Genomic DNA, 24,745 nt, shown 5'->3' with positions numbered 1-24,745 from the left:
TGAAAACGTAAGTTTAAATATAACAAATTTTAAGGATGATAGGAAGCGACCGCGTGCTTCAAAACATCACTTTTATAAAAATAAATATCCTTAAATTTCCCTTCCGCATACATTTGACCTTGATCGAAGAAGTGAGGGGAATTAGGGCTACCATTTTGACCACCTGCTAGCAGAGAATAGGCCTTAATTTTAGGGCCAAATTCCACCGCCGCAATAAAACTATTGCCATTTACCCCATACCACTTTTTCGATCCTTGAATCGATCGACTCGTGTAAGAGGGTAGTTGGCCCCAAGCGGAAGAGGTAAAAGGCACTGGAAAACTCGCTTTCGAATCATCCATTTGCAAGGCGTCACCATTCGAAATACGTTGGAAGCGGTTTAATTCGCCCCAGGCAACCCGCCAAGTACCAAAATCTCTATTCAATTCCGCTAAAACCTCTCGTAGGGCTTGAACCATTTCAGATTTAGCTCCCGTTTTCGCATAGTCTTCCATATTTTGAACGACCTCCGTTTCTCCCCCAAATTGCTTGGGCTTAGGAATTTTAGGCATAATCTTCAGTCCCCAACGAATGGCGATAGTTTGGGCAATTGAACTGGACGACGCATTATAATCCCATTTTTTCAATTCTTGAACCACCTCTGACAAATCTGATTCATGGCCTGCTGCATCTATAAGTGCTGGAACTAAAGTTTCGAAAGCCATCAATCGGCGATCGTATCCTAATCCAATCAAACCCTGTAAATCCAATTTACCGGTCTGTGAGAACAAACGAACCGCATTGCGATCTCGGAAATTTTCCCCGTCTGGCGCCATATAAACGGGATAATTTGCACGTAATGGACTCGAAGTTCCTGAGACAGTAAAAGGAGTTGAATTGCAATTTTGAATCCAACCAGAAGTAGGATTATATACGTGAACGATTTCTTCAACAGAATGAAGTCCTTTCCAATCGATCTTACTTGAAGAACCGTCTTGGGGTACGCCCCAGTCTTTTGAGCTGTCCCTACGCGGAACGTAATTACCGTGCCAATAAGCGATATTACCCTTATTGTCAGCATAAACGGTATTGTTCGAGGTATTCGCCCTCATGTCCATGACGCGTTTATAATCAGCTAATCCTTTTGTTTTCGTGCGCAACCAACTTTGCATTAAGCTTTTTCGAGCTCTATTGTACGAACGAACGGAAATCCATTTCCCATTTCTGGCGGCTAGAACTGGACCGCGGTGGTTAAAATAGGCCTTGATTTTTCGTGAACCCAAGGTGATTATTTTCGTTTGAAAAGGAATCCATTTGCCATCTAGCAAGTATTCCACCCGTCCATTCCGCGAGCGTGTTGTCTCTACATAGGCATCCGCTACATCGACTTCAGAAGAGGTGTGCATCCAACCATTGTAGGGATTAAATCCCTGATAAACAAAGAATTGACCCCAAGTCACCGCTCCATATACCGACAAACCTTCTTCGCTTTCTACGTGTACTTCGGGACGGAAATAAAAGGTCACGTGCGGATTAATATAGAGTAAAGAATGACCGGATTTAGAGAGGGCAGGGCCTACCGCGAAACCATTCGAACCCGTTAATTTTTCGTCTGGAGTTTGGTATTTCACACTAGCGACTTGAACTGGTAAACCATAAAACAAAGCTGTTTCTTGTTCAGTCACATCTCCAGTAGAAATGGCTCCAATGGATCCATCGGTCCATAACAGGGGAAACCAAGGTTCAAAATGGGTGATTAAACGAGGCTTAACTTCGGGGTGTTTTTGTAAATAGTAATTAATTCCATCTGCGTAAGCGTTCAAGAGTTTTTTAAGCCAAACAGGAGAGGTTTTGTATTCTGCTTTGGCCTCTTTCTCATCAATTAACAATTTGATATAGAGGTCATAAGCTAATTCCTTTTCCCCTTTTACTTCAGACATTCGTCCCAATTTCTCGATGTAATTCATCTCCACTCGAGCGAAATCATCCTCGCACTGGGCGTACATCAAGCCAAAAACAGCATCTGCATCCGTTTTACCATAGATATGTGGAATGCCCCATTCGTCTCGGTGAATGGTTACGCGTTTCGCTTGGGCCTGATAAGAATCGGCTTTCGAAAATAAAGAAATAGTTAATAAAAAGAGTGTAACGAATATTTTCATAGCTGGTTGATATATCTGCTAAAAATAAGAATAAAATCGGGTCAGGAGGGTATAAACAATGTAAAATTGTCTTTCTAACTTACAAGACTATTCTAAACCTATTGTATGAAAAACGTTCGGCTTCTTCCGATACTACTCTTATTGTGCGTTTCCAGCTTATTTGCCCAAACAAAAATTAAAATTCAAGGGGAAGTGAACGTCCCATTTTCTAGCATTCGTCTTTTTAAAGGTACTTCACTAGTTACTGGAACGATCGGGAATGAAAAGGGAAAATTTGTAGTCGAAGTAGCACCAGGAACGTATGATCTTCTGATAGAAAGTATCGGATATGAAGCTTTGAAGATGGCTAATCAGTCCTTTACAAGCTCCATTAATTTAGGAACAATTAGCGTCAAGGAAAGTAATCAGACCTTAAATGAGGTAGTGGTGAAGGGCCAAAAAGCCTCCATGGAACTCAACCTCGACAAGCGGATCTTTAATGTGGGGACGGATTTAGCGAATAAAGGGGCTACAGCATCTGAAATATTAGGAAATTTACCCTCCATACAAGTGGACCCAGAAGGGGCAATTAAACTGAGAGGAAGTGATAATGTCCGGATTTTGATCGATGGCAAACCCTCCACTTTAGCCGGAATCAATGGATCCTCTGGTTTACAATCTTTGCAAGGGAACCTAATCGATAAAGTCGAAATCATTACGAATCCTTCGGCTCGTTATGAGGCAGAAGGAATGGCAGGCATCATCAATATCGTGCTAAAAAAGAACCAAAACCAAGGTTTCAACGGTGCCATAGAAACGACTACGGGGTATCCAGAGAATTTTGGAGGAACGGCGATTGTTAATTACCGAAAGAATAAATTCAATTTCTTCATTAATTATGGGGTATTCTACAGACGAACACCTGGCCGCGGAAGTATCTACCAAGAGGTCTACACCGGAAAACAGACAAATTATCTGGAACAACATTCGTCTAATAATGTCACTGGCCTAGTTAATAATGTAAGAGGTGGAGCGGATTATTTTTTCAATGACAAAACCATTTTAACCGCCTCCTATATCTTCAGAAGAACTGACGTTCAACGCATTACAGACTTTAATTACCTTGATTACCGCGGAAATTTATTTAATTTGTACAGCGATACGCATCGCCAACAAGATGAAAAAGAGGCAGAACCGAATGGAGAATATGCCCTCACTTTCAAGAAAAACTTTGCTAAAAAAGGAAAAGAATTTAGCGCCGATTTGCGCTACTTAGATTATTGGGAAAGATCGGATCAAACTTATACTCAAAACGGAAAGAAACCCGATGGATCTGCTTTTCCTGAACTTAACAAGGTACAAAAAGCCTTAAATGACGAATTCGAACGCCAATGGATTTTGCAAGCAGACTATGTTAATCCGATCGGTAAAGATGCCAAAATCGAAATGGGTCTTCGCACCAGTTTCAGGAATATGATCAATGATTATATCGTAACAGAACAACAACCATCAGGACAATTTACCATTATCCCTGGCTTGAAAAACGTATTTAATTATAAAGAAAACATCTCGGCAGCCTACCTGATTTTTGGAAACAAAATGAAGCAGTTTTCGTACCAATTCGGGTTAAGAGCTGAGACTACTGATATCCAAACGGAACTAGAAGAAACGAAGGAAAAGAACCCAAGGAATTATGCAAATTTGTTTCCTAGTGCCCATTTTACGTATACCATCACTCCGGACAATTCCTTTCAATTAAGCTATTCTAGAAGGGTGAGACGTCCAACCTACAATGATTTAACGCCCTTTGTTACTTTTTCTGATAACCGAAATTTCTTCTCTGGAAACCCCAATTTAAATCCGGAATTTACCAATTCATTTGATTTAGGAAACGTACGTTACTTTGATAAGGGAAGTATTAGCTCGTCCCTTTATTACCGCCAAACCTTTGGCAAAATCGACCGATTCAGAACCGTTGATACCTTAGGTTTTGCAAAAACATTACCAGTCAATTTAAGTGATCAACAGTCGATGGGAATTGAAATTGCTAGTTCCTATAACTTTACCAAAGCCTACAAAGCAGATTTAAGCTTTAATGCATTTAGAGCGATTACGGATGCTACCAATATCAATGCAGCCTTTAAGGCAGACACCTATTCTTGGTTTGTTAGACATAGTTCCCGCATTAAATTAGGAGCAGTGGATTTACAAGTGAGAGCAAATTACGAAGCGCCGCAACAAACGCCGCAAGGAACGAGAGGGTATATCGCCTGGGCTGATTTATCTGCTTCAAAAGATATTATGAAAGGGAATGGAACACTAAGTTTAAGTATTTTAGATATATTTAGCTCCCGAATTAATCGCTATGAATCTCGTTTCTTAGAACCTAGAGATGGTTCTGGTTTTTACACTCGTGGGGAATCCCAAGGGCGATTAACTTCACTTAATTTGACCTTTAATTACCGATTTAAAACGACTAAACAGGCTGCGAAGCAACGCCGCAGCTTAATGGACGAAGAAAATTAATCACACCAATGAAAAGAATTATTCTACTTTCTTGCACCGCTTTAGCGCTTTTTTCTTGTAGCAAACAAGGCAAAGACGACACCTACAAGATCATTTACGAAGATCAGACAAAGGTGGTTGAAAACGCGAAAGCCATCAAAGACAAGCAACCTATTAAGCTCATTCCAGGTCTTAAAATCAATTTATGGGCCTCAGATTCCTTATTGCAAGATCCCGTTGCCATCGCAGTGGATGACAAAGGGGTGATCTTTGTCAATAGTACGAATCGAAATAAGGCGTCAGAGTTTGATATTCGTGGGCACCGCGATTGGATGACCGAGTCGATTGGTTTTCAAACGGTGGAAGATCGCAGAGCCTTTTTACGCCGCACATTCGCACCGGAAAATTCAGCTAAAAATGCCTGGTTGCCCGATATGAATGGGGACGGATCACACGATTGGTTAGACCTAAAAGTAGAGAAAGAGGAAATCTATAAAGTAGAAGACTTAAATGGAGATGGTTATGCAGATCAATCCACGCGCGTTTTCAATGGCTTTAATGAAGAAGTAACAGATGTTGCCGGCGGTCTTTTAGTGCGTAAGAAAGATGCATTTGTGGCCATAGGACCAGATTTAATGCGTCTAAAACATAAGGGTGGGCAATGGACTAATCCGGAATCAATTTCGACGGGTTATGCTGTTCACATCGGTTTTGGTGGTCACGGAATGTCAGGTTTGACGGAAGGCCCGGATGGTAAAATCTATTGGCAAATCGGAGATATAGGTGCGAATATCACTGCTAAAGATGGCAAACAATACAAAAACCCAAACTCTGGGGTTATCGTCCGTTCGAATCCTGATGGCTCTGAATTTGAGGTCTATGCGAGCGGATTGCGTAACACACATGAATTCGTTTTTGATAACTATGGTAATTTAATCAGTTCCGATAATGATGGCGATCATCCAGGCGAAAGCGAGCGTTTAGTGCATGTGGTGGAAGGTTCTGATGCCGGATGGCGCTCGAACTGGCAATATGGAAAATACACTGATCCACGGAACAACCAGTACAAGGTTTGGATGGATGAGAAATTATTTGTCCCTCGTTGGGAAGGCCAAGCAGCCTATATCATCCCGCCGATTCGCAATTTCCACAATGGTCCTACTGGGATGCTTTGGAACCCAGGAACGGCTCTAGGAAAGCGCTGGACGAATAAATTCTTTTTAGTCGAGTTTGTGGGCAATGCGAATATGTCCCATATCTGGTCTTTTGACTTAAAACCCAAAGGGGCATCATTTGACTTCAAATCAGAAGAAGATGTAGTGAAAGGGATTTTGCCTACTGGTATTCGTTTCGGGCCTGAGGGAGCCTTATACGCCTCTGATTGGATTTTTGGATGGGATACCAAGAACTATGGTCGTATCTGGAAAATTGATGTAGACGAGAAAGAGAATGATTTAAAAGCGGAACGTGAGCAAACTAAGAAATACATACAGCAGGATTATGCAAAGCAAAGTTTGACGCAACTATACGATTTATTATTCTATGCGGATCAACGTGTTCGTTTGAAAGCGCAATATGAACTAGCAGAAAGAAAAGCAACAGCTATCTTCGAGAAAGCGGTTCAACAAAAAGAGAATCAATTAGCCCGCGTACACGGAATTTGGGGATTAGGCCAAATCAAAGCAGCGACTGCTATTCAACCACTATTAGGCGATACAGACGAAGAAATCGTAGCGCAAGCTGCTAAAGTTTTAGGTGATATTTTCGATGCGTCCGCTTCAGATCAATTGATTCCATTAGTGGCGTCGACTAACCCACGTGTTTCTTTCTTTGCAGCACAGGCTTTAGGACGCATTCGTTCTGAGAAAGCCATTCCGGCTTTAGTAAAATTAGTAGAAACGAACGCAGACAAGGACCTGTATTTGCGTCACGCTGCTGTTTTAGCCTTAAGTAGAATAGGACAGGCGGAACCTATGTTAGCTTTGCAAAATTCGCCTAATCGTTCTTTGCGAATCGCGGCGGTACTCGTATTACGTCGTATGGCTCATCCAGGAATTGCGGGATTCCTACAAGATTCAGATGAATATATCGTAGCGGAAGCGGCAAGAGCGATTAACGATGACGAATCCATTCCGGCGGCTTTGCCAGCGTTAGCAGCGACTTTAGCTGATTCGCGCTTGAAAGATGAGGTGATCATTAGAAGAGCCATCAATGCCTGTTTACGCGTAGGTTCAGCGAAAGAAATTGATTTATTGATTGCTTACTCTGAAAGAAATGGAATCTCTGAAGCTCTACGTGCGGAAGCTATTGCAACTTTAGGGTCTTGGGCTAATCCATCGGTCATGGATCGAGTGGATGGACGCCACAGAGGTGTTTTAGAAAGAAATCCAGCTGATGTGATTGCGCGTATTCAGCCCAAAATCCCAGGATTCTTCGCTTCAGAAAATCCGGACGTTTTAATCGCAACGGCTAAATTAGTAGCAGAGTTGCAATTGAAATCATTTACGGAGATTGAAATCAACCTTTTCAAAAATCATTCAAATGCAAAGGTAAGGGCAGCTCTATTGAGTTCTTTGACAGAACTTCAAACACCTCAATTAGCCTCGATCTTAGAAAAAGGTATCAGCGATGAGGACAAAAATGTCCGCGGTATTGCCTTAAGCAATTTGAACAAAATTGAATTAAGTGCTGCTGAATTACCGGCAATTACAAAACCGATTTTCGAAAAAGGATCGCTTACCGAGCAGCAATCTCTATTGCAAAGTATGGCCAAAATGAAGCCGACTAATACGTCCGTTATTTTGGCAGATTTGATTCAAAAAATGGTGGATAATCAATTGCCATCTGGAATCAAATTAGACCTAATGGAGGCAGTAGAAGCAAGTAATGAAGAGAAATTAGTGGCTAAATTAGACGCCCTAAAAGTGAAAGGGACTTTAACCGATGAATTTAAAGAAGCGTTGTTTGGAGGATCTATTAGCGACGGACGAAATATCTTTAATTATAATTCAACCGTACAATGCGTACGCTGTCACATTGTAGGTGGGGAAGGAACTACTGTAGGTCCTAATTTAAAAGGAGTGGCCTCTAGATTAACGAGAGAGCAATTATTACAGGCTCTGATCGAACCGAGTGCACGCATTTCTCCGGGTTATGGTACCACGAATTTCGTATTGACAGATGGACAAGAAGTTTCAGGTTCCATTATTTCTGAAACGGATGAACTGGTGCAATTAAAGACGAATGATGCAGAGCCATTACGTATTCCTGTCGCACGTATTAAATCAAGAGAAAACTTACCATCTGGAATGCCTCCTATGGGCTCTTTGATGAGTAAACGAGAAATTAGAGATGTGGTGGAATACTTATCATCCCTAAAATAAGCGTATATTTGTGGAAATGAAGCTAAACAAAATATACTTATTGTTCATCTCACTCTTGTTTTTGACGTCTATGGCGTCGAAAGTACAAGTGGATGGGGTGCAAGCTTCCATTCAAAAAGAAAAATCACAACAAATCCATAAAACCGAGTCATCTGACTATGGTTTTATGGATTTTTTATTCGAAGAGGATACGACGGAGAATGAGGACGATAATTTATTTACTCCTTTTGCTTTACATAAAGTCTCTTCGCTATTTTCACCTGTAGAAATCTCCATTTCTAGAACAAAAACAGGTTTTCCCACTAAGGCTTTCGCCTTCTTTAAAACACCTATTTTCTTGACTTTCAGAAATATTAGACTGTAAAAAAAGCCTACGATACTATCGTATTTTTTACATTTTAATTTATTTGAATATGCCAACCTCATTTGATGAGCATCATGTGATTCATGAACTGAAGCACTTTTTGCCAGCACAAGCCCCATTAATGGACTTTGTGCACCATAATACCTTGCATGCATTCCAAAACCTAACGTTTCACGAAGCATTAGCCACCGCGCATGTAAAACTAGGTTACCAAGTCTATTTCCCATTAGAGACCTTTCGATCGATGTATCAGGAAGGACGCATCTCAGATGATGTATTAGAACGCGTTCTAGTACAGAAAAAAGGAAATGCGGAAGCCTGGAAGGGTAAATTACTCTTTGGAGAATATACTACCGTTGAACCTGGACGAGTGGGAGCTTTGCGGGGTATTTGGAAAAGTACCTACGGAATTGACTTAGATTCTTTAGTACATCCCACCTTGTTTCGAATCATCGGAAGCTTTTTAGACCAAGGAATTTCTATTTGGAATTTTCCTTTAGAGGGGAAATCATTTTTAGAGGCCATCCGAACGTTAGAAAGCACGAGTTTCGTGAGTATTTTTTATAATAAGGAAACGAGAAAACTACTAGCAGATCCAGCATTGACTATATCGACAATGCTGAAAAAAATAGTAGGAGAGAACGAATCATTGTATGAACAATATTTATATGATCAACAATTTTCACATCAGGGATGGTCAGGTATGGTTTCTACTGTGGAGGATCTTCCTCAGACCTTATTGGATACCCGTCTGATTAAGTTAGAAGACTTAATTCTGTTTGAATTATTGTTAGAGTTTGATTCGCTGAACTACAAGTTAGACCAATCCTGGTCTCCAATTGGCCATTTCGTGACAGAGAAAATTATTCCCCTTCACGACCCCATTGGCTATTCAGAGAAAATGGACGTATTAAGTCTATGGCAGGAAGCCTTTGAATGGACCTATTATGACCAGGTTTTAAAAGGCTTGCAAATGGAAAAGGTGGACTCCATTAAACCGCATTCGAAGAGTTTCCAAGCGATGTTTTGTATTGATGACCGGGAATGTTCATTTAGAAGGCATATGGAAAATTTAGATCCAGCCTGTGAAACTTTTGGCACGCCTGGTTTCTTTTCAGTGGAATTTTTCTATCAGCCGGTAGGAGGTAAGTTTTATACCAAACTTTGTCCCGCTCCAGTTACCCCTAACTACTTAATTAAAGAGGAGGGAAGCGAGAAAAAGCTAGGAACAGATCTCCACTTCTCAAAACACAGCCACAATTTCTATTCGGGTTGGTTATTTAGCCAAACGCTTGGATTTTGGTCTGCTGCTAAACTTCTCGTTAGCCTATTCAAGCCGTCGATGAGTCCTGCGACTGCGTCTTCATTGAAACACGTAGATAAATTTTCGACCATTCGGGTGGATTACCAAGCTATAGAGAATGGACTTCAAGTAGGGTTCCAAATCGAAGAAATGGCGGTAAGAGTAGAAAACTTATTGAAGAGCATCGGCCTTGTTGACAATTTTGCCCCTATCGTTTATGTGATTGGACACGGAGCTAGTTCTGTGAACAATCCTCATTATGCGGCCTATGATTGTGGTGCTTGCTCTGGACGTGCAGGATCCGTTAATGCGCGTGTCATCAGCCAAATGGCCAATAAATCGGAAGTACGAGCAATACTGAGAGAAAAAGGGATTCACATTCCGGAAACGACTTTATTCGTGGGAGGTTTACGTGACACGACTCGCGATGATGTCGTTTTCTACGATGAACAAATCACGGATGCAGATTATAAAATAAAGCACGCGGAACATGTAAAATTGTTTGAAAAGGCTTTAGATAATAATGCCAAAGAACGTTCCAGACGCTTTGAGTCCATCGACACGTCAGCGAGAGCAAGTGACATACATGCGAAAATCAGAACCCGTTCTGTATCAATTTTCGAACCGCGTCCAGAACTAAATCATGCTACAAATGCCTTGTGCATTGTGGGTCGAAGAGAATTGTCGAAAGGTATTTTCTTAGATCGCCGATCGTTCTTGAATTCCTTTGATTACCGCGTTGATCCAGATGGGACGTATTTATTCAACATTTTGAAAGCGGCTGCACCGGTGTGTGGTGGGATCAATTTAGAATATTACTTCTCCAGAGTGGATGGCGAGAAATTAGGCGCAGGAACAAAGTTACCACACAATGTGATGGGCCTTTTCGGGGTAGCAAATGGAATCGATGGTGATTTAAGACCCGGCTTGCCGGCTCAGATGACCGAAGTTCACGACCCTGTTCGTTTGTTGTTGATCGTGGAGCACTTCCCTGAAATTGTATTGAAAACCATCCAAAAGGCCGAAGAAACCTATGAATGGTTCATCAATGACTGGGTGAAACTCGTGACGATTCATCCGGAAACGAAAGAGTTGTCTGTATTTGAAAAAGGGGAGTTTAAGCCTTACGAACCGTTAACAAAGGATATCCAAGAGATTGATAATTTGGATGAATTATTAGTGTCGTCGCAAGAAAATTTCCCTGTGTATTTAATCAATCAAAATTAATCCAACCATGAATTTAACCCTCCATTTATTTATCTGGGTGCCTATTTTCGGCTTTTTGGTGAGTTTAATTTTACCAAAAAAGAACGAGACACTCATTTCTGTTACGGCCTTTAGCACCTTAGCGATTCAATTAAGTCTCGCAACAGGATTCATCGCTTATTGGCTTTTTACTGGCGCTGAGACGATACAAATCAATGATATTATCCTCTTTAAAAACGAGGAATATGTCTTCCAAATTGATTTTCTATTCGACAAAATAACAGCGGTCTATTTGCTTGTGGGAGCCATATTAACCTTTATGGTGACCTTGTATTCTCGCTATTATTTACACCGCGAAGCGGGGTATAAGCGCTTTTTTAACACCACGCTTTTTTTCTATGTGGGTTATTGTGTGACAACGCTTTCTGGCAATTTAGAGACACTATTCATCGGATGGGAAATTCTAGGAATTTCGTCTTTCTTACTGATTTCTTTCTACCGAGAACGTTATTTGCCAGTGAAGAATGCGGTGAAAGTATTCTCTATTTACCGTATTGGCGATGTGGGAATTATTTTAGCGATGTGGGCGAGCCATCATTTATGGGGCCAAAACATTACTTTTTCACAGCTGAACAATGCTGAATTGGTTCACGAGCATTTGCAAACACATAGTATCATCGGGGTATTTATCTCCTTGATGTTTTTACTATCTGCATCGGCAAAATCAGCTCAATTACCCTTTTCATCTTGGTTACCGCGCGCAATGGAAGGTCCTACACCGTCTTCAGCTATTTTTTATGGTTCGCTTTCGGTTCATATCGGAGTCTTTTTGATGCTAAGAACGTTTCCTTTTTGGGAAAATCAGACTTCTGTGCGAATTCTAATAGCAGGATTAGGCTTATTGACGGCTTTAGTGGCGACTGGAATTGCCCGAGTTCAATCATCGGTGAAAAGCCAGATTGCCTATGCATCCATTGCTCAAATTGGTTTAATCTTCATCGAAGTTTCACTTGGGTTTGAAAAATTAGCCTTGTTCCATTTCGCTGGTAATGCGTTTCTACGAACCTATCAATTATTGGTTTCGCCATCCGTGGTTTCCTATTTGATCAGAGAACAATTCTACCACTTCGAGCCTAGAGCTCATTCTATTGAGCGATTTTTGCCTCTAAAATGGCGTAATACGCTCTATGTACTCTGCCTAAAGGAGTGGAATTTAGATTCGATGTTGTACCAATACCTTTGGAATCCAATGAAATGGGCAGGCAACAAACTGAATTTCCTAAATGGAAAACGTTTGATGGCCTATTTTGTACCGGCTTTTGGCATTAGTTATTACCTAATAAATGAAAACCAAATGAACGCCACCGCTTTACATTGGCTACCAGTTGTGTTTGCAGGAATCGGCTTAGTGCTCGTATTCAAATCCTTTACACAACGCAGGAGTATTCGTTTAAGCTGGATTTTGGTAATCATGAACCATTTCTGGATTGCTTTAGCCATTTCACTGAATGAGAAATTTGATTCCTTCGAATCAGTGCTCTATTTAAGCGGCATTTTGGTGGCTGGGCTTGTGGGATACTTATGTTTGCAACGTTTGTTTCAGCAAGAGGGGAAAATGACCTTAAATCGTTTCCAAGGATTATCAGAAAACCATCCAAAAATTGCGCTAATCTTTTTGTTAGCGTGTTTAGGCCTGACCGGATTTCCGATAACACCCACGTTCATAGGAGAGGATTTAATCTTTTCACATATTCACGAAGATCAATTTTTACTAGCAGGCATCGTATCGCTCAGCTTTATCCTGGATGGATTAGCGGTGATACGTATTTATGCACGCATTTTTATGGGTCCTAATTATAGAACCCATGCTACCTTTTCAAACAGATATTTTTAAGATGAAGAATATACCTAAAGACGGCCTAGCCGGATTAAAAGAGAACTATGCGTCAGACGCAGCCTCTGGATTTATTGTTTTTTTATTAGCGCTTCCCTTAAGTTTAGGGATTGCTAAAGCATCGGATTTCCCTCCGATTATGGGTTTACTTACCGCCATCATTGGGGGTATCGTTGTCAGTTTATTTAGTGGATCACGTTTAACCATAAAAGGACCTGCAGCTGGATTAATTGTGATTGTGGCGGGAGCAGTAGCTGAATTTGGCGGAGGAGAACAAGGCTGGCACTTAGCCCTAGGAGCGATGGTGGTAGCAGGTTTAGTCCAAATCCTTTTCGGGGTATTCAAAATGGGTAAATTGATGGATTTCTTCCCACTTTCTGCCGTGCATGGTATGTTAGCAGCGATTGGATTAATCATCATAGGCAAGCAGATTCCAGTATTTTTAGACGTGAATCCGATTCTCACAAAAGGGAAGGAGCCATTAGAATTATTCGCATCCATACCTGAATTTATTGCGAATTGGGACCCCAAGGCTACTTTAATCGGTGCGATCAGCTTAGTCATTATGATGGGATGGCCTTACATTAAGAACCCGCTAATTAAAAAAATCCCTGCGCCATTAGTTGTTTTAGCGATTGCGATTCCGGCGGAATTAATCATGGACTTTCAAACCACTGAACCAGGATATGCCCTTGTTCACATTGGGAATTTGGTTGATAATATCAAATTGAATGCCTCTTTTGAAGGCTTCACTCAAACTGGAACGTTTATCAAGTTTGTGATAATGTTTGCCCTAGTGGGTACATTGGAATCACTTTTGACGGTAAAAGCCATGGATATGTTAGATCCCTACAAACGTAAATCAGATGCGAACAAAGATTTGATTGCAACCGGTATCGGGAATACATTGGTCGCGTTTTTAGGTGGATTACCAATGATCTCAGAGGTAGCTCGTTCATCCGCTAATATTGCGAATGGGGCCAAAACACGGTGGGCAAACTTCTTCCACGGATTCTTTATTTTAGTATTCGTCTTATTAGCCGCTCATTTAATTGAGTTAATCCCGAATACAGCATTAGCAGCCATGTTAATTACAGTGGGTATCAAGTTAACCCACCCGAAAGAATTCATCCACACTTTGGAGAAAGGAAAGGAGCAACTATTGATTTTCTTAGTGACTATTATTTTCACGTTAGGAGTGGATTTACTGGTAGGAATTGGGGCAGGTATTTTAACCGAAATTTTAGTCAATTTATTTAATGGCAAGCCATTAAAAGCCATCTTCAGCGCACCTACAGAGGTTTCATTCACGGATGACGCCTACCTTGTCGAGATTTCAGATGCCGCGGTATTCACAAATTACTTGGGGATCAAGCGTAAACTAGAAGCCATTCCATCCGGATTCAACGTAACGATTGATCTTTCCAAAACGCATCTAGTTGATCACTCTGTAATGGAAAATTTCGAACACTTTAAGCACGATTATGAACGCGGAGGTGGATCTGTGACTCTTATAGGGTTAGATTCACACAAATCGCTCTCAGGTCACAAGGCCGGGGCGATGAAACGGAAGAAATATTCCGGAGGAAAATAGTCCGAAGGGACTGAGTCCGGAGGTCTTTTTTCCTTCAGACTAACGACTTCGGACTCCCTGACTATTTGACTCCCTGACTCTTTTCCTAACTTTAAACCGCCCCTAAAAAAGGCGGTTTATTTTTTTGTAAATAATCGATATCTTTAATGAAATTTAAACCTATGAAAATACTATTGCTGCTGCTAAGCTTGCCTCTTTTCTGTTTTGCCCAAACAGAAACCTTTCTTAGCCTTCCTAAACAGAAATCCTTTTTTCAAAAGACCGATCAACTTTCGAGTGATTTCAGTGGGGCAAAGATAGTCCTTCATCCAGAACAGACCTTTCAAAGCATCGATGGATTCGGATTCACGTTAACCGGCGGTAGCGCCCAATTATTTCAGCAATTAGAGCCCACGAAAAGAGCTGCTTTACTGCAGGAGCTATTTGGCAAAAACGGAATCTCCGTTTTGAGAATTGGCATAGGGGCTACAGATCTAGACGCCACTGTATTTTCCTATGAGGACAAGCCCAAAAAATTCAGCTTAGAGCCCTCAAAAGCTGATCTAATTCCTGTTTTACAGCAAATTTTAGCGATTAACCCAGCGATAAAATTGATGGCCACGCCTTGGTCTCCACCCACCTGGATGAAGGATAATGGGGAGAGCAAAGGTGGATCGCTTTTGGAAAAACACTATACAACCTATGCGAATTACCTCGCAAACTACATTCAAGCGATGGAAAAAGAGGGAATACCCATTTGGGCATTAACACCCCAAAACGAGCCCCTTCATCCTGGTAATAATCCAAGTATGTACATGAGCTCACAGATGCAGGCGAATTTTATCAAAATGGCTTTAGGACCCGTTTTCAAAAAGCGAAATATTTCAACTAAAATAATCGTCTATGATCACAATTGCGATCATCCAGAATACGCCATCGATCTATTAAACGATGCAGAAGCAAAGCAATATGTGAGTGGGTCAGCCTTTCACTTGTACAATGGGGATATTTCAGCCCTAAGCAAAGTGAAAGCGGCGCATCCGGATAAAGACCTCTATTTTACGGAACAGTGGACGGGGTATAAAGGTGATTTTACGGGCGACTTTATGTGGCATGTGAAGAATGTCATTTTAGGCGCGATGAATAACCATGCAAAAACGGCCATTGAATGGAATTTAGCGAATGATCCTAGCTATGGGCCTCATACACCTGGTGGTTGCACGGAATGTTTAGGTGCGCTAACCATATCAGGTCAGGATATCATCCGCAATCAATCTTATTATATTGTTATGCAAGCAGCGCGATTTGTACCGGCTGGCTCTGTACGTTTAGGAATCGAAGTGCCGGAAGGAATTCAGGCTGCAGCTTTCAAGCGTCCAGATGGAAAAACAGTATTATTAGTCCAAAACGAGGGCCGCAAAAAGAACCTGAGCGTAGAAAAACTAAACCTAGAAATACCGGCTGAATCAGTCATAACGATCATCCTATGAAAACATTCAACATTAACCGCAGACATTTTATGAAAGGGGCATCGGCCGCCTTGGCTTTGTCTACTTTTGGCGCTTATGGATTAGATTTAGTGAATCCAACACGTCCTTACCGAGTGGCCTTAATTGGCGCCGGCTGGTATGGAAAGAGCGATTTATTCCGTCTGATGCAGGTTGTACCTGTAGAAGTGGTGGCTCTGTGCGATCCAGATCGAAATATGTTAACGGAAGCGGGTAAGCTCGTGGCTGCGCGTCAGAAATCACGCAAAACGCCGAAATTATACGGCGATTACCGCCAACTATTAAAGGAAAATGAATTAGACATCGCCATTGTAGGAAGCCCGGATCACTGGCACGCCTTACAGATGATTGATGCAGTGAAAGCTGGAGCCCATGTCTATGTCCAAAAACCTATTTCGGTCGATGTGCTAGAAGGCGAGGCGATGGTGGCTGCAGCTAGAAAATATAGTAAAACGGTTCAGGTGGGGACACAGCGTAAAAGCACGCCTCATTTAATCCAGGCCAAAAAAGAAATCATCGATAAAGGTCTTTTAGGTAAAGTGGCACACGTAGAAATGTATTGCTATTACCACATGCGCAATAATGGTAATCCGCCAGTCCAAGCCGTTCCAGACTATTTTGACTACGAAATGTGGACCGGACCTGCGCCATTGCGTCCTTATGACGGTTTACCGCACACCCGCTGGTGGAGAACGTTTGAGGAATATGGAAATGGAATTATGGGCGATATGTGCATCCACATGTTCGATACGGCGCGCTGGATGCTAGATTTAGGCTGGCCTAACCGCGTAAGTTCAGAGGGAGGGATCTATGTCCAAAAAGAGGGCAAATCCAACATCCCTGACACGCAAACAGCTGTTTTTGAATACAATGGTTTGAATTGTGTTTGGCAACATAGAAGCTGGGGCACTCCTCCAGATCCAGAATATCCGTGGGGTTTAACCATTTATGGAGAAAAAGGAACCCTGCGAATGAGCACAATGAAGTACGATTTCACACCTACGGATCCCAAAGGCGAGAAATTGCATATGGACGTGGTATATGAGAAAGAGAAATATCCGGAAGATTTGAAAGAGGATCGCATCGAACTAAATGCGGCACCGGCCACACGTGGACACATGCTGGATTTCTTAGCTGCGATAGATAAAAGTTCAAAACCTATTGCAGACATCTCTGAGGGCCACATTTCCACCGCATCTTGCATTCTGGCGAATCTTTCGATGAAATTAGGGCGACCACTTTCCTACGACCCAGGAACAAAAACGGTGTTAAATGACCCGGAAGCAACCGCTCTTCTAGAAAGAAATTACCGTGGACCGTGGAACCGAAACATGTTAAGCTAATGAAAAAACTCATCCTTTTCGCCTTATTGGCCTTTCCAGTTTTAGCTCAACAACGCACATCAGCCCAATTAGGCGAAGATTTGCAGAAATTACGCGTACTCGGCTCCGTGTTACACGTGGCAGCTCACCCAGATGATGAAAGCACGCACATGTTGACGTGGTTCGCCCAGCAGCAACATTGGGAGACGAATTATTTTGCGTGTACTAGGGGAGATGGAGGCCAAAACCTTATCGGCGACGAGCAAGGTGTGCCCTTAGGATTAATTAGAACACAAGAGTTGTTAGCGGCTAGGAGAATCGATGGCGCAAATCAATATTTTTCGCGCGCTTTTGACTTTGGTTTTTCGAAGTCGACGGATGAGGCTTTGGCATTTTGGGACAAGCAACTGATTCTCTCAGACTTAGTTTGGGTCATTCGCAAAACACGTCCTGATATCATTTTCACGCGTTTTCCTCCGGATGCGCGGGCTGGACACGGACATCACTCTGCCTCCGCGGCACTGGCCATTGAAGCTTATAAGGCAGCGGCAGATCCCAAGATGTTCCCGGAACAATTGAAAAAGGGAGTGGACGTTTGGCAGGCGAAACGCTTACTGTGGAATACGTTCCGTTTCCCGGGTTCTACCGGTAATTCAACCATCTCAGATTCTCAATTTAAAGTCAACATAGGCGATTATTTGCCTTTTTTAGGCCAAAGCACCGGCGAACTAGCCGCTTTCAGTCGTAGCCAACACAAATCCCAAGGTTTTGGCTTTGCGGTAGATCGCGGAAGAAGTACCGAATACTTCGCCACTTTAGGCGGTGATGCTCCTAAAGAATACTTGTGGGATGGCATTGATGCTTCTTGGAATCGGGTGAATCCAACCATCGACGCACTTATCGAACCCATCATAAAAGCCTACAATCCAGCGAAACCTTACGAGAGCATTTCGGCTCTAATCAGCTTAAAAAAATCCATCCAAGCGCTACCTAGCAGCCCTTGGACACAGAAGAAAATCAACGAAATCAATGCTTGGATAGTCAATGCTGCCGGGATTTACCTCGGAGCTACAACTTCACAAGGCATCGTAGCGGTAGGAGAAAAACTTCCGATTAAGACGGAGTTTATTGTTCGCGCACCTATTCGGGTAGAAAATGTGAAGATTTCCTTCGCAGGTATAGATTCGACCATTAAGGGCACTTTAGAACCCTATAAAAAATATCCATTCAATCGCAGTATTACGGCCTCCGCGCCTATCACACAACCTTATTGGATACAAGAAGCGAAAGCCACGGGACACTTTAATGTCAGTGACCAGCAAAAAATTGGTCAAGCAAAAGTGGATCCTGCCTATACGGCAAAAGCCACCTTTATGATTGGAGGAGAAGAATTTTCGCTAGAGAAACCCGTACAAGAATTGATCATCGATCCAGTGAAAGGGGAAATTCTTCAACCGATTGCCGTGACCCCTAAAACGGTCTTTAGCTTGAGTTCGAACGTGGTATTATTACCTAAAGGAAGCAAGGCAACGAAAACCACTAACCTCTCCATCACAGCGCTTGCGGCCTTAAAGCCAGGTAAAATCGAGGTAAAGTCGGGAGCATCGGTTTTGGCAAACATCCCAGTAAAAGACGGAATGAAAGCAGGAGAGAAGCGCGAATGGCCTATTTCCTTTACTGAGGCATCGGTACCGCTAGGTAAACTATCGAGCAACATCCAACTGCACATTTCATCCGGAACTGACAACTGGGTAGATTCCTTGACCTTGCAAACCATCGAATACCCACACATCCCTACGCAACGCTATTTCACCCCCGTGAACTTAAGCTTACTGCACATTGATTTCGCGAAAAAAGGAAATCGCTTAGGCTATATCAAAGGCGCCGGCGATAAAGTACCTGAGGCATTAAAGCAAATGGGCTACGAGGTGGACTTCTTAGCGGAGAAAGACTTAACGGCAGCGAATCTGCAGAAATACGATGTGGTTTTAACAGGCGTGCGTGCTTACAACACGAATGACTATTGGGAAAACGCTTATTCAGAAATCATGAAATACATCGAAAATGGCGGCAATTACGTGGTACAATACAATACCGCCAGTTTCTTAGGCCCCATGAAGTCGAGCATGTCGCCTTATCCCTTATTAGTGTCGCGTAACCGGATTACGAAAGAAGAGGCTAAGCCGGAATTCCTGCTGCCTACTCATCCGCTATTGAATAGTCCTAATAAAATCAGCGAAAACGACTTTAGGGATTGGATTCAAGAACGCAGTATTTATACCGCTGAAACAACTGACCCTCATTTTGAGTTTCCATTAGGATTTTCAGATCCTGGTGAATCCCAAAACAAGGGAAACATCGCTGTGACAAAATACGGAAAAGGTCAATTCATTTATACCGGATTGGTCTTCTTCCGTGAATTACCGGCAGGCGTTCCAGGTGCCTACCGATTACTAGCTAACTTACTCGCAAAACCTCAATAATGAAATTAAAACTACTAGCTCTTTGTCTGATTACTTTTTGGGCAAATGCCCAACAACCAATTATCCGCAAGGATAAAATCACTATCGCGCGTGATACCTACGGTGTACCTCACATTTTTGCCCCTACGGATCCGGAGGTAGCTTACGGTTTAGCCTGGGCGCATTCAGAGGATGACTTTAAGACGATACAGACACTTATCCTCACGGGTAAGGGCAAATTAGGCACTGCCTTAGGAAAGAAAGGCGCTCCGGTGGATTTTGTCTTCGGCTTATTGAATACCCGCAAGGTGGTCGATCAGCAGATTAAGTCGATGGATCCTAAATTCCTGCAACTCGTGCAAGGGTATTTGATGGGTCTAGAGGCCTACGGGAAAGCGCATCCATCGGAAGTCGTGAACAAGCACGTGTTTCCCATAGCTATCGAAGATTATATCGCGACGACGATGTTTTCTGTGGCGATTTTCTGTGGGGTTGACAAAACTTTACCTAAGATATTAGATGGCTCCATTCCCTCACTTCCCGGCTTCACAGGAGAGGGAAGTAATGCCTTTGCCATTAAGGGCTCGAAATCGGCTACTGGAGAGCCAATGTTAGTCATTAATGCGCATCAGCCCATCGAGGGCGCTACTGCTTTCTACGAGGCACACGTGCAGTCAGAAGAGGGTTGGAATATCTTGGGAGGTTTATTCCCGGGTGGCCCATTGATCTTCCACGGAGTAACACCTAATCTCGCTTGGGCGCATACGGTGAACTTCCAAGATAAAATCGACGTCTATCAATTAAAGACGGACAAAGCACATCCGGATCAATACGAGGTAGATGGCGAATGGTTGCCTTTAGTAAAGAGAAAAATAAAACTGAGCATCAAAGGGATTCCTTTCCCCGTTTCAAAGATGGCCTACGAATCCATCTATGGCCCTACAGTAAAATCGCCGAAAGGGGCTTATTTCTCTTTACGTCTTCCGTCCCTAATGGATGCGGGGGCTCTTCAGCAATGGTACGCCATGAACCGCTCTACGAACTTCACGGAATTCAAGGCGGCCTTGAACCAGAATCACCTGCCTATGTTCAACATTATGTACGCAGATAAGGAAGACAATATCTTTTATATCTCGAATGGAAAGATGCCGTATCGTAATGCCAAATACAACTGGGCCTCCACACTACCAGGAAACACGCGGGAGACACTTTGGGAAAAATTCAAACCACTGAATGAATTACCGCAGCACCTAAATCCAGCGGCTGGATATTTGTTTAATACGAATCACTCGCCCTTTATGGCGACGGCGGTAAATGAGAATCTGAATCCGGCGAACTATGATAAATACGACGGTTACGAGACCTATCACAATAACCGTTCACAGCGGGCTAAGGACTTAATTGATACCTACGACAAAATAGGCTGGGAGGATTTGAAGCGCATCAAGTTCGATCGCCAATTACCAGCGAAGATTTTATATCCCTATGGATACGATGCTTCGGTACTTTTCACGCTAGATGCAGCTAAATACCCGGCCTTAGCGACCATCATAAAAGGCTTGAAAGAATGGAACCACGTAACCAATATTGAGAGTGTGGGCGCCTTGTATTATAACATTGCCTATTATGGGGCATCTAAAATCAGACATACGGCTTCTAAAGATCCCTTAACAGAATCGGAAGCAGTGGAGCTAACGCAATACGTGCACGATTTCTTGATGAAACACTATGGCCGCTTGGACGTGACGCTAGGGGAGTTTCAACGCTTGAAAAGAGGAGAACAAGATTGGCCGCAAGCCGGAATGCCAGATGTGTTAGCGGCGGTCATGTCCGAGCCTATGGGCGAATCACAACGCAAAATGAATAGCGGTGATGCCTACATAGGATTTGTGAAGTTTCCCAAAGGGGGTGGTTTACCACTCATTGAGACGGTGAATACCTTTGGCGCTAGTTCACATCCTGAGTCGAAACACTTCGCGGATCAACGCGAACTATACCAAGCGCAGAAGACGAAGGTAATGACTTTGGACAAAGCCGAAGTATTAAAAAATGCAGAACGGATATATCAACCTGATTAAACTAGAAAATCAGGATCTTTATAGGCAGGGGCAGGGTATTTATAAAATCCTTCCCCTGTTTTTTCTCCTAGCTTTCCTGCGTCGATATAGGTCTTTAATAGGGCTGCAAAAGCCTGCGAACCTGCATCCTCCAGGTTATGGGTGACATGCCAAGCGGTATCTAATCCAATCGAGTCCAGTATTCCAAAAGGTCCCATGGGCATATGGAAATTCACCATCCAGGACTTATCGATATCTTCGATGCTCGCAATTTCTTTCGTTCTTAGCTTTCCTGCTGCGCCTATCACGGCCATCAGCATATAATTAAATACATAGCCCGGATTCTCTTTTCTCACGATCACGGGGACTTGTTTCAGCGCTCTGCCAAAATCTTCTAATAGACTCACCACTTCTTCAGACGTACCAGGATGCGGCATGATATCCACCACTTTCGAGTAAAACACATCGTGGAAATGAAACGCACAAAATAGGGAAGGGCGATCCACCGAGTCCACTAACATAGACGGCAATAAATAGGAGGTATTCGTCGTAAAAATTGTCTTAGCCGGCGCTAAAGCGGAAAATTGTGCCCACACTTGACGTTTCAATGGCAATTCCTCCGTCACGGATTCCGATATAATATCCGCTTCAGCTACGGCCTCCGCCGGATCCGTCGTGAATTTTACCTTCGCAATAATTTCATCCGTCAGCGAAAGCGACCTTAGGATCTTAGCCATCACTATCTTCGAAGCCACAAAAGCCTCCGCATTAATATCATAAACAGCTACCTGAAAGCCTGACAAAGCAGCCTGTAAAGCAATTCTCGTTCCTAAAGTTCCGGCACCTAAGATGCACACGTTGTTGATTTTCATATGTTACCTGTTTGAATAGATGCGATCGCTTTTCGGCCAGCGGCCTCCACGACTTGATGTAGAACACTAAAACGCGGGTCTTTTGAATACCCTAAACTAAAACGCTGGTAGATCTGCTGAGCGATAGTGGCCACTTTACATAGCCCAAACACATAGTAGAAAACCATCTCACTCACATTCCGCCCCGTTTTGGAGGCATAATAGTCAATCACCTCGCGGCGGCTAAAATTTCCCTGTACATACGAGAGATTAAACATCTTTAGAATATCCTCATCTTCGGCCTCCGCCCAATAGGCCAAAGTCGTTCCCAAATCCATCAGCGGATCTCCCACGGTAGCCATCTCCCAATCCAACACGGCCTGAACTTCTCCTGTAGTCGTAATGACCAAGTTATCGTATTTGAAATCATTGTGAATGAAGGCGACGTCAGAGCTGGAAGGAATCGCAGAAAGAAGCCATTGGAATGCCTCCTCGATGGAAGTTACCTCCGAAGTCTTCGCCTTCTGAAAACGTTCCGCCCAACCTTGCGCCTGACGGAACGCATAACCCTCCGGTTTTCCTAAAGCACCTAAGCCAGAATCACTTAATTCCAGTGAATGTAAATTAATTAAGACATCGAGTGCAGACGTCGAGAGTTGCCGAAAAAATGCTCCAGTAGCCTCCGCCGGTGGACGATTTCTAATGATCATTCCGTCCACCTTCTCCATGAGGAAAAAAGGAGCCCCTAGGATAGACTCATCTTCGCAGGCTGAAATGGGATGCGGCATCTTCGTATAACCCGCCTTTTCCAAGGCTTGTAATACCCGAAACTCCCGAATCATATCATGGGCTTTGGCAATCTTCAATCCGTGCGGAGGTCTGCGCAACACATACGTCTCCTCACCAGCGCATACCTGATAAGTCAGATTCGAGAATCCGCCAGGAAAAGCTGTAACCTCCACCGAAGGAACGCCTAAATAAGCGGGTAATTTTTCAAAGCCTTCCATTAGCCCTTCCGTGATTTTAAAATGCTCTTCGCTAAAACCGATTTATGCACCTCATCGGGCCCATCATAAATCCTAGCGCCCCGTTCGTGACGGTACCAGAACGATAATAAAGTATCATCCGTAATCCCTAATGCTCCATGCACCTGAATGGCCCGATCGATCACCTTCATCAACACATCTGATACATAGAACTTGATCGTAGAAATATCCTCCTTGGCTGCCTTAGCACCCTTACTCTCGATAATATGTGCCGTATTCAACACTAATAAGCGGGAAGCTTTTATTTCAGCTGCGCTCTCCGCAATCCAGTTTTGAATCGTCTGCTGCATGGCAAGCGAATGTCCTGGATTTAATTCCCGCTCGATAGCGCGGTCGCACATCATCCCCAAAGCCCGCTCACAAATCCCGATCCAGCGCATACAATGGTGAATCCGCCCTGGTCCTAAACGAACCTGCGCTAAGGTAAATCCAGACCCTTCTGTCCCAATCAAATGAGACACTGGCACCCGGCAATTCACAAACTCCACCTCACTATGTGAAAGGTAGTCTTCTCCTTCATCTCCCATAATGGGAATATTCCGGATCATCCGGTATCCGGGATTATCCAAAGGAACCACAATCATACTCGCCCTTTCATACTTATTTTCCGCCGAAGGATTGGTCACCGCCATCACAATCGTGAAAGACGCTCCGTCCGCAGAGGAGGTAAACCATTTATGTCCATTGATGACATATTCATCTCCGTCACGTACAGCGGTCGTAGACATATGCACCGGATTACTTCCCGCATGCTCCGGCTCTGTCATTGCGAAACATGAACGAATCTCCCCGCGCTCTAATGGCTGTAAAAAGGTCTCTTGTAAATAGGGAGACGCGAATTGATGCATCAACTCCATATTACCTATATCAGGCGCATTACAGTTAAATACGTAATGTCCCAAAGGACTCGTCCCTAACACCTCAGAGATTGAAGCGAAGTCCACTAAGGACAAACCAAGTCCTCCATGCGAAACGGGCAGGTGAGGGGCGAACAAGCCCTCTTCTTTCGCTTTAATGCGAAGTGCTTGCAGGGCAGGTAAATGAGCCCGAAACGAACCATAAATGGCCCCTTGTTCTAGAGGAATAATGTATTTCTCGAGGAATGCCCGGTAACGAGGTACTAGTTCTAACGCTTTATCTGAAATAAACAT

At 43.1% G+C, this 24,745-nt stretch carries 14 protein-coding genes; 10 read left to right on the top strand and 4 right to left on the bottom strand.

Annotated features, from left to right (window positions below):
• Positions 1-29 precede the first annotated feature (29 nt).
• Positions 30-2,141: a penicillin acylase family protein gene (locus tag G9X62_RS09795; protein WP_223130532.1), complete on the bottom strand. Its 2,112-nt coding sequence runs from the start codon at positions 2,139-2,141 to the stop codon at positions 30-32.
• 105 nt (positions 2,142-2,246) lie between these two features.
• Between G9X62_RS09795 and G9X62_RS09790 the strand changes: the two genes are divergently transcribed.
• The 10 genes from G9X62_RS09790 to G9X62_RS09745 all read left to right on the top strand — a co-directional run bounded on the left by G9X62_RS09790 (position 2,247) and on the right by G9X62_RS09745 (position 21,718).
• Positions 2,247-4,646 carry a TonB-dependent receptor family protein gene (locus G9X62_RS09790; RefSeq protein WP_223130531.1) on the top strand — a complete coding sequence of 800 codons (2,400 nt, stop codon included), beginning with the start codon at positions 2,247-2,249 and terminating at the stop codon, positions 4,644-4,646.
• An 8-nt stretch (positions 4,647-4,654) separates the two neighbouring features.
• A complete protein-coding gene (locus tag G9X62_RS09785; protein WP_223130530.1) occupies positions 4,655-8,008 on the top strand; it encodes a HEAT repeat domain-containing protein in 3,354 nt (1,117 codons plus the stop codon).
• A gap of 16 nt (positions 8,009-8,024) precedes the next feature.
• Entirely contained in the window at positions 8,025-8,372 is a 348-nt protein-coding gene (locus G9X62_RS09780) for a hypothetical protein (RefSeq protein WP_223130529.1), read from the top strand.
• Between the two features lie 49 nt (positions 8,373-8,421).
• On the top strand, positions 8,422-10,902 hold the full coding sequence (locus tag G9X62_RS09775) for a YbcC family protein (RefSeq protein WP_223130528.1): 2,481 nt from the start codon (positions 8,422-8,424) through the stop codon (positions 10,900-10,902).
• Between the two features lie 7 nt (positions 10,903-10,909).
• Entirely contained in the window at positions 10,910-12,775 is a 1,866-nt protein-coding gene (locus G9X62_RS09770; protein ID WP_223130527.1) for a proton-conducting transporter transmembrane domain-containing protein, read from the top strand.
• A 1-nt stretch (position 12,776) separates the two neighbouring features.
• Positions 12,777-14,369, top strand: coding sequence for a SulP family inorganic anion transporter (locus G9X62_RS09765; protein ID WP_223130526.1), 1,593 nt, complete (start codon positions 12,777-12,779; stop codon positions 14,367-14,369).
• Between the two features lie 161 nt (positions 14,370-14,530).
• Positions 14,531-15,838, top strand: coding sequence for a glycoside hydrolase family 30 protein (locus tag G9X62_RS09760; protein WP_261345512.1), 1,308 nt, complete (start codon positions 14,531-14,533; stop codon positions 15,836-15,838).
• Positions 15,835-17,199 (top strand): Gfo/Idh/MocA family protein, encoded by a 1,365-nt coding sequence (locus G9X62_RS09755; protein ID WP_223130524.1) that lies wholly within the window; start codon positions 15,835-15,837, stop codon positions 17,197-17,199. Before G9X62_RS09760 ends, G9X62_RS09755 begins: the two co-directional genes overlap by 4 nt.
• Positions 17,199-19,661: a PIG-L family deacetylase gene (locus G9X62_RS09750; protein ID WP_223130523.1), complete on the top strand. Its 2,463-nt coding sequence runs from the start codon at positions 17,199-17,201 to the stop codon at positions 19,659-19,661. The genes G9X62_RS09755 and G9X62_RS09750 overlap by 1 nt, the downstream gene beginning before the upstream one ends.
• Positions 19,661-21,718 carry a penicillin acylase family protein gene (locus tag G9X62_RS09745; RefSeq protein ID WP_223130522.1) on the top strand — a complete coding sequence of 686 codons (2,058 nt, stop codon included), beginning with the start codon at positions 19,661-19,663 and terminating at the stop codon, positions 21,716-21,718. Before G9X62_RS09750 ends, G9X62_RS09745 begins: the two co-directional genes overlap by 1 nt.
• Here the strand turns inward: G9X62_RS09745 and G9X62_RS09740 are convergent.
• Genes G9X62_RS09740 through G9X62_RS09730 form a run of 3 tightly spaced genes read right to left on the bottom strand, consistent with a single transcriptional unit; the run spans position 21,715 to position 24,745 of the window.
• Positions 21,715-22,569 (bottom strand): 3-hydroxyacyl-CoA dehydrogenase NAD-binding domain-containing protein, encoded by an 855-nt coding sequence (locus G9X62_RS09740; RefSeq protein WP_223130521.1) that lies wholly within the window; start codon positions 22,567-22,569, stop codon positions 21,715-21,717. The two genes, G9X62_RS09745 and G9X62_RS09740, sit on opposite strands and share 4 nt — an antisense overlap.
• Positions 22,566-23,555 carry a phosphotransferase family protein gene (locus G9X62_RS09735; RefSeq protein ID WP_223130520.1) on the bottom strand — a complete coding sequence of 330 codons (990 nt, stop codon included), beginning with the start codon at positions 23,553-23,555 and terminating at the stop codon, positions 22,566-22,568. The genes G9X62_RS09740 and G9X62_RS09735 overlap by 4 nt, the downstream gene beginning before the upstream one ends.
• The gene (locus G9X62_RS09730) at positions 23,555-24,745 is read right to left on the bottom strand and encodes an acyl-CoA dehydrogenase family protein (RefSeq protein WP_223130519.1); all 1,191 of its coding nucleotides are present in this window, start codon (positions 24,743-24,745) and stop codon (positions 23,555-23,557) included. The genes G9X62_RS09735 and G9X62_RS09730 overlap by 1 nt, the downstream gene beginning before the upstream one ends.

The sequence above is a fragment of the Aquirufa lenticrescens genome, assembly GCF_019916085.1.
Classification (GTDB): domain Bacteria; phylum Bacteroidota; class Bacteroidia; order Cytophagales; family Spirosomataceae; genus Aquirufa; species Aquirufa lenticrescens.
This window is presented reverse-complemented; position numbering and strand designations above follow the sequence as displayed.

Bases quoted from the DNA above. Each gene is read 5' to 3' on its own strand.
- G9X62_RS09795 (WP_223130532.1), bottom strand. From the start codon at position 2,141: ATGAAAATATTCGTTACACTCTTTTTATTAACTATTTCTTTATTTTCG.
- G9X62_RS09790 (WP_223130531.1), top strand. From the start codon at position 2,247: ATGAAAAACGTTCGGCTTCTTCCGATACTACTCTTATTGTGCGTTTCC.
- G9X62_RS09785 (WP_223130530.1), top strand. From the start codon at position 4,655: ATGAAAAGAATTATTCTACTTTCTTGCACCGCTTTAGCGCTTTTTTCT.
- G9X62_RS09780 (WP_223130529.1), top strand. From the start codon at position 8,025: ATGAAGCTAAACAAAATATACTTATTGTTCATCTCACTCTTGTTTTTG.
- G9X62_RS09775 (WP_223130528.1), top strand. From the start codon at position 8,422: ATGCCAACCTCATTTGATGAGCATCATGTGATTCATGAACTGAAGCAC.
- G9X62_RS09770 (WP_223130527.1), top strand. From the start codon at position 10,910: ATGAATTTAACCCTCCATTTATTTATCTGGGTGCCTATTTTCGGCTTT.
- G9X62_RS09765 (WP_223130526.1), top strand. From the start codon at position 12,777: ATGAAGAATATACCTAAAGACGGCCTAGCCGGATTAAAAGAGAACTAT.
- G9X62_RS09760 (WP_261345512.1), top strand. From the start codon at position 14,531: ATGAAAATACTATTGCTGCTGCTAAGCTTGCCTCTTTTCTGTTTTGCC.
- G9X62_RS09755 (WP_223130524.1), top strand. From the start codon at position 15,835: ATGAAAACATTCAACATTAACCGCAGACATTTTATGAAAGGGGCATCG.
- G9X62_RS09750 (WP_223130523.1), top strand. From the start codon at position 17,199: ATGAAAAAACTCATCCTTTTCGCCTTATTGGCCTTTCCAGTTTTAGCT.
- G9X62_RS09745 (WP_223130522.1), top strand. From the start codon at position 19,661: ATGAAATTAAAACTACTAGCTCTTTGTCTGATTACTTTTTGGGCAAAT.
- G9X62_RS09740 (WP_223130521.1), bottom strand. From the start codon at position 22,569: ATGAAAATCAACAACGTGTGCATCTTAGGTGCCGGAACTTTAGGAACG.
- G9X62_RS09735 (WP_223130520.1), bottom strand. From the start codon at position 23,555: ATGGAAGGCTTTGAAAAATTACCCGCTTATTTAGGCGTTCCTTCGGTG.
- G9X62_RS09730 (WP_223130519.1), bottom strand. From the start codon at position 24,745: ATGTTTATTTCAGATAAAGCGTTAGAACTAGTACCTCGTTACCGGGCA.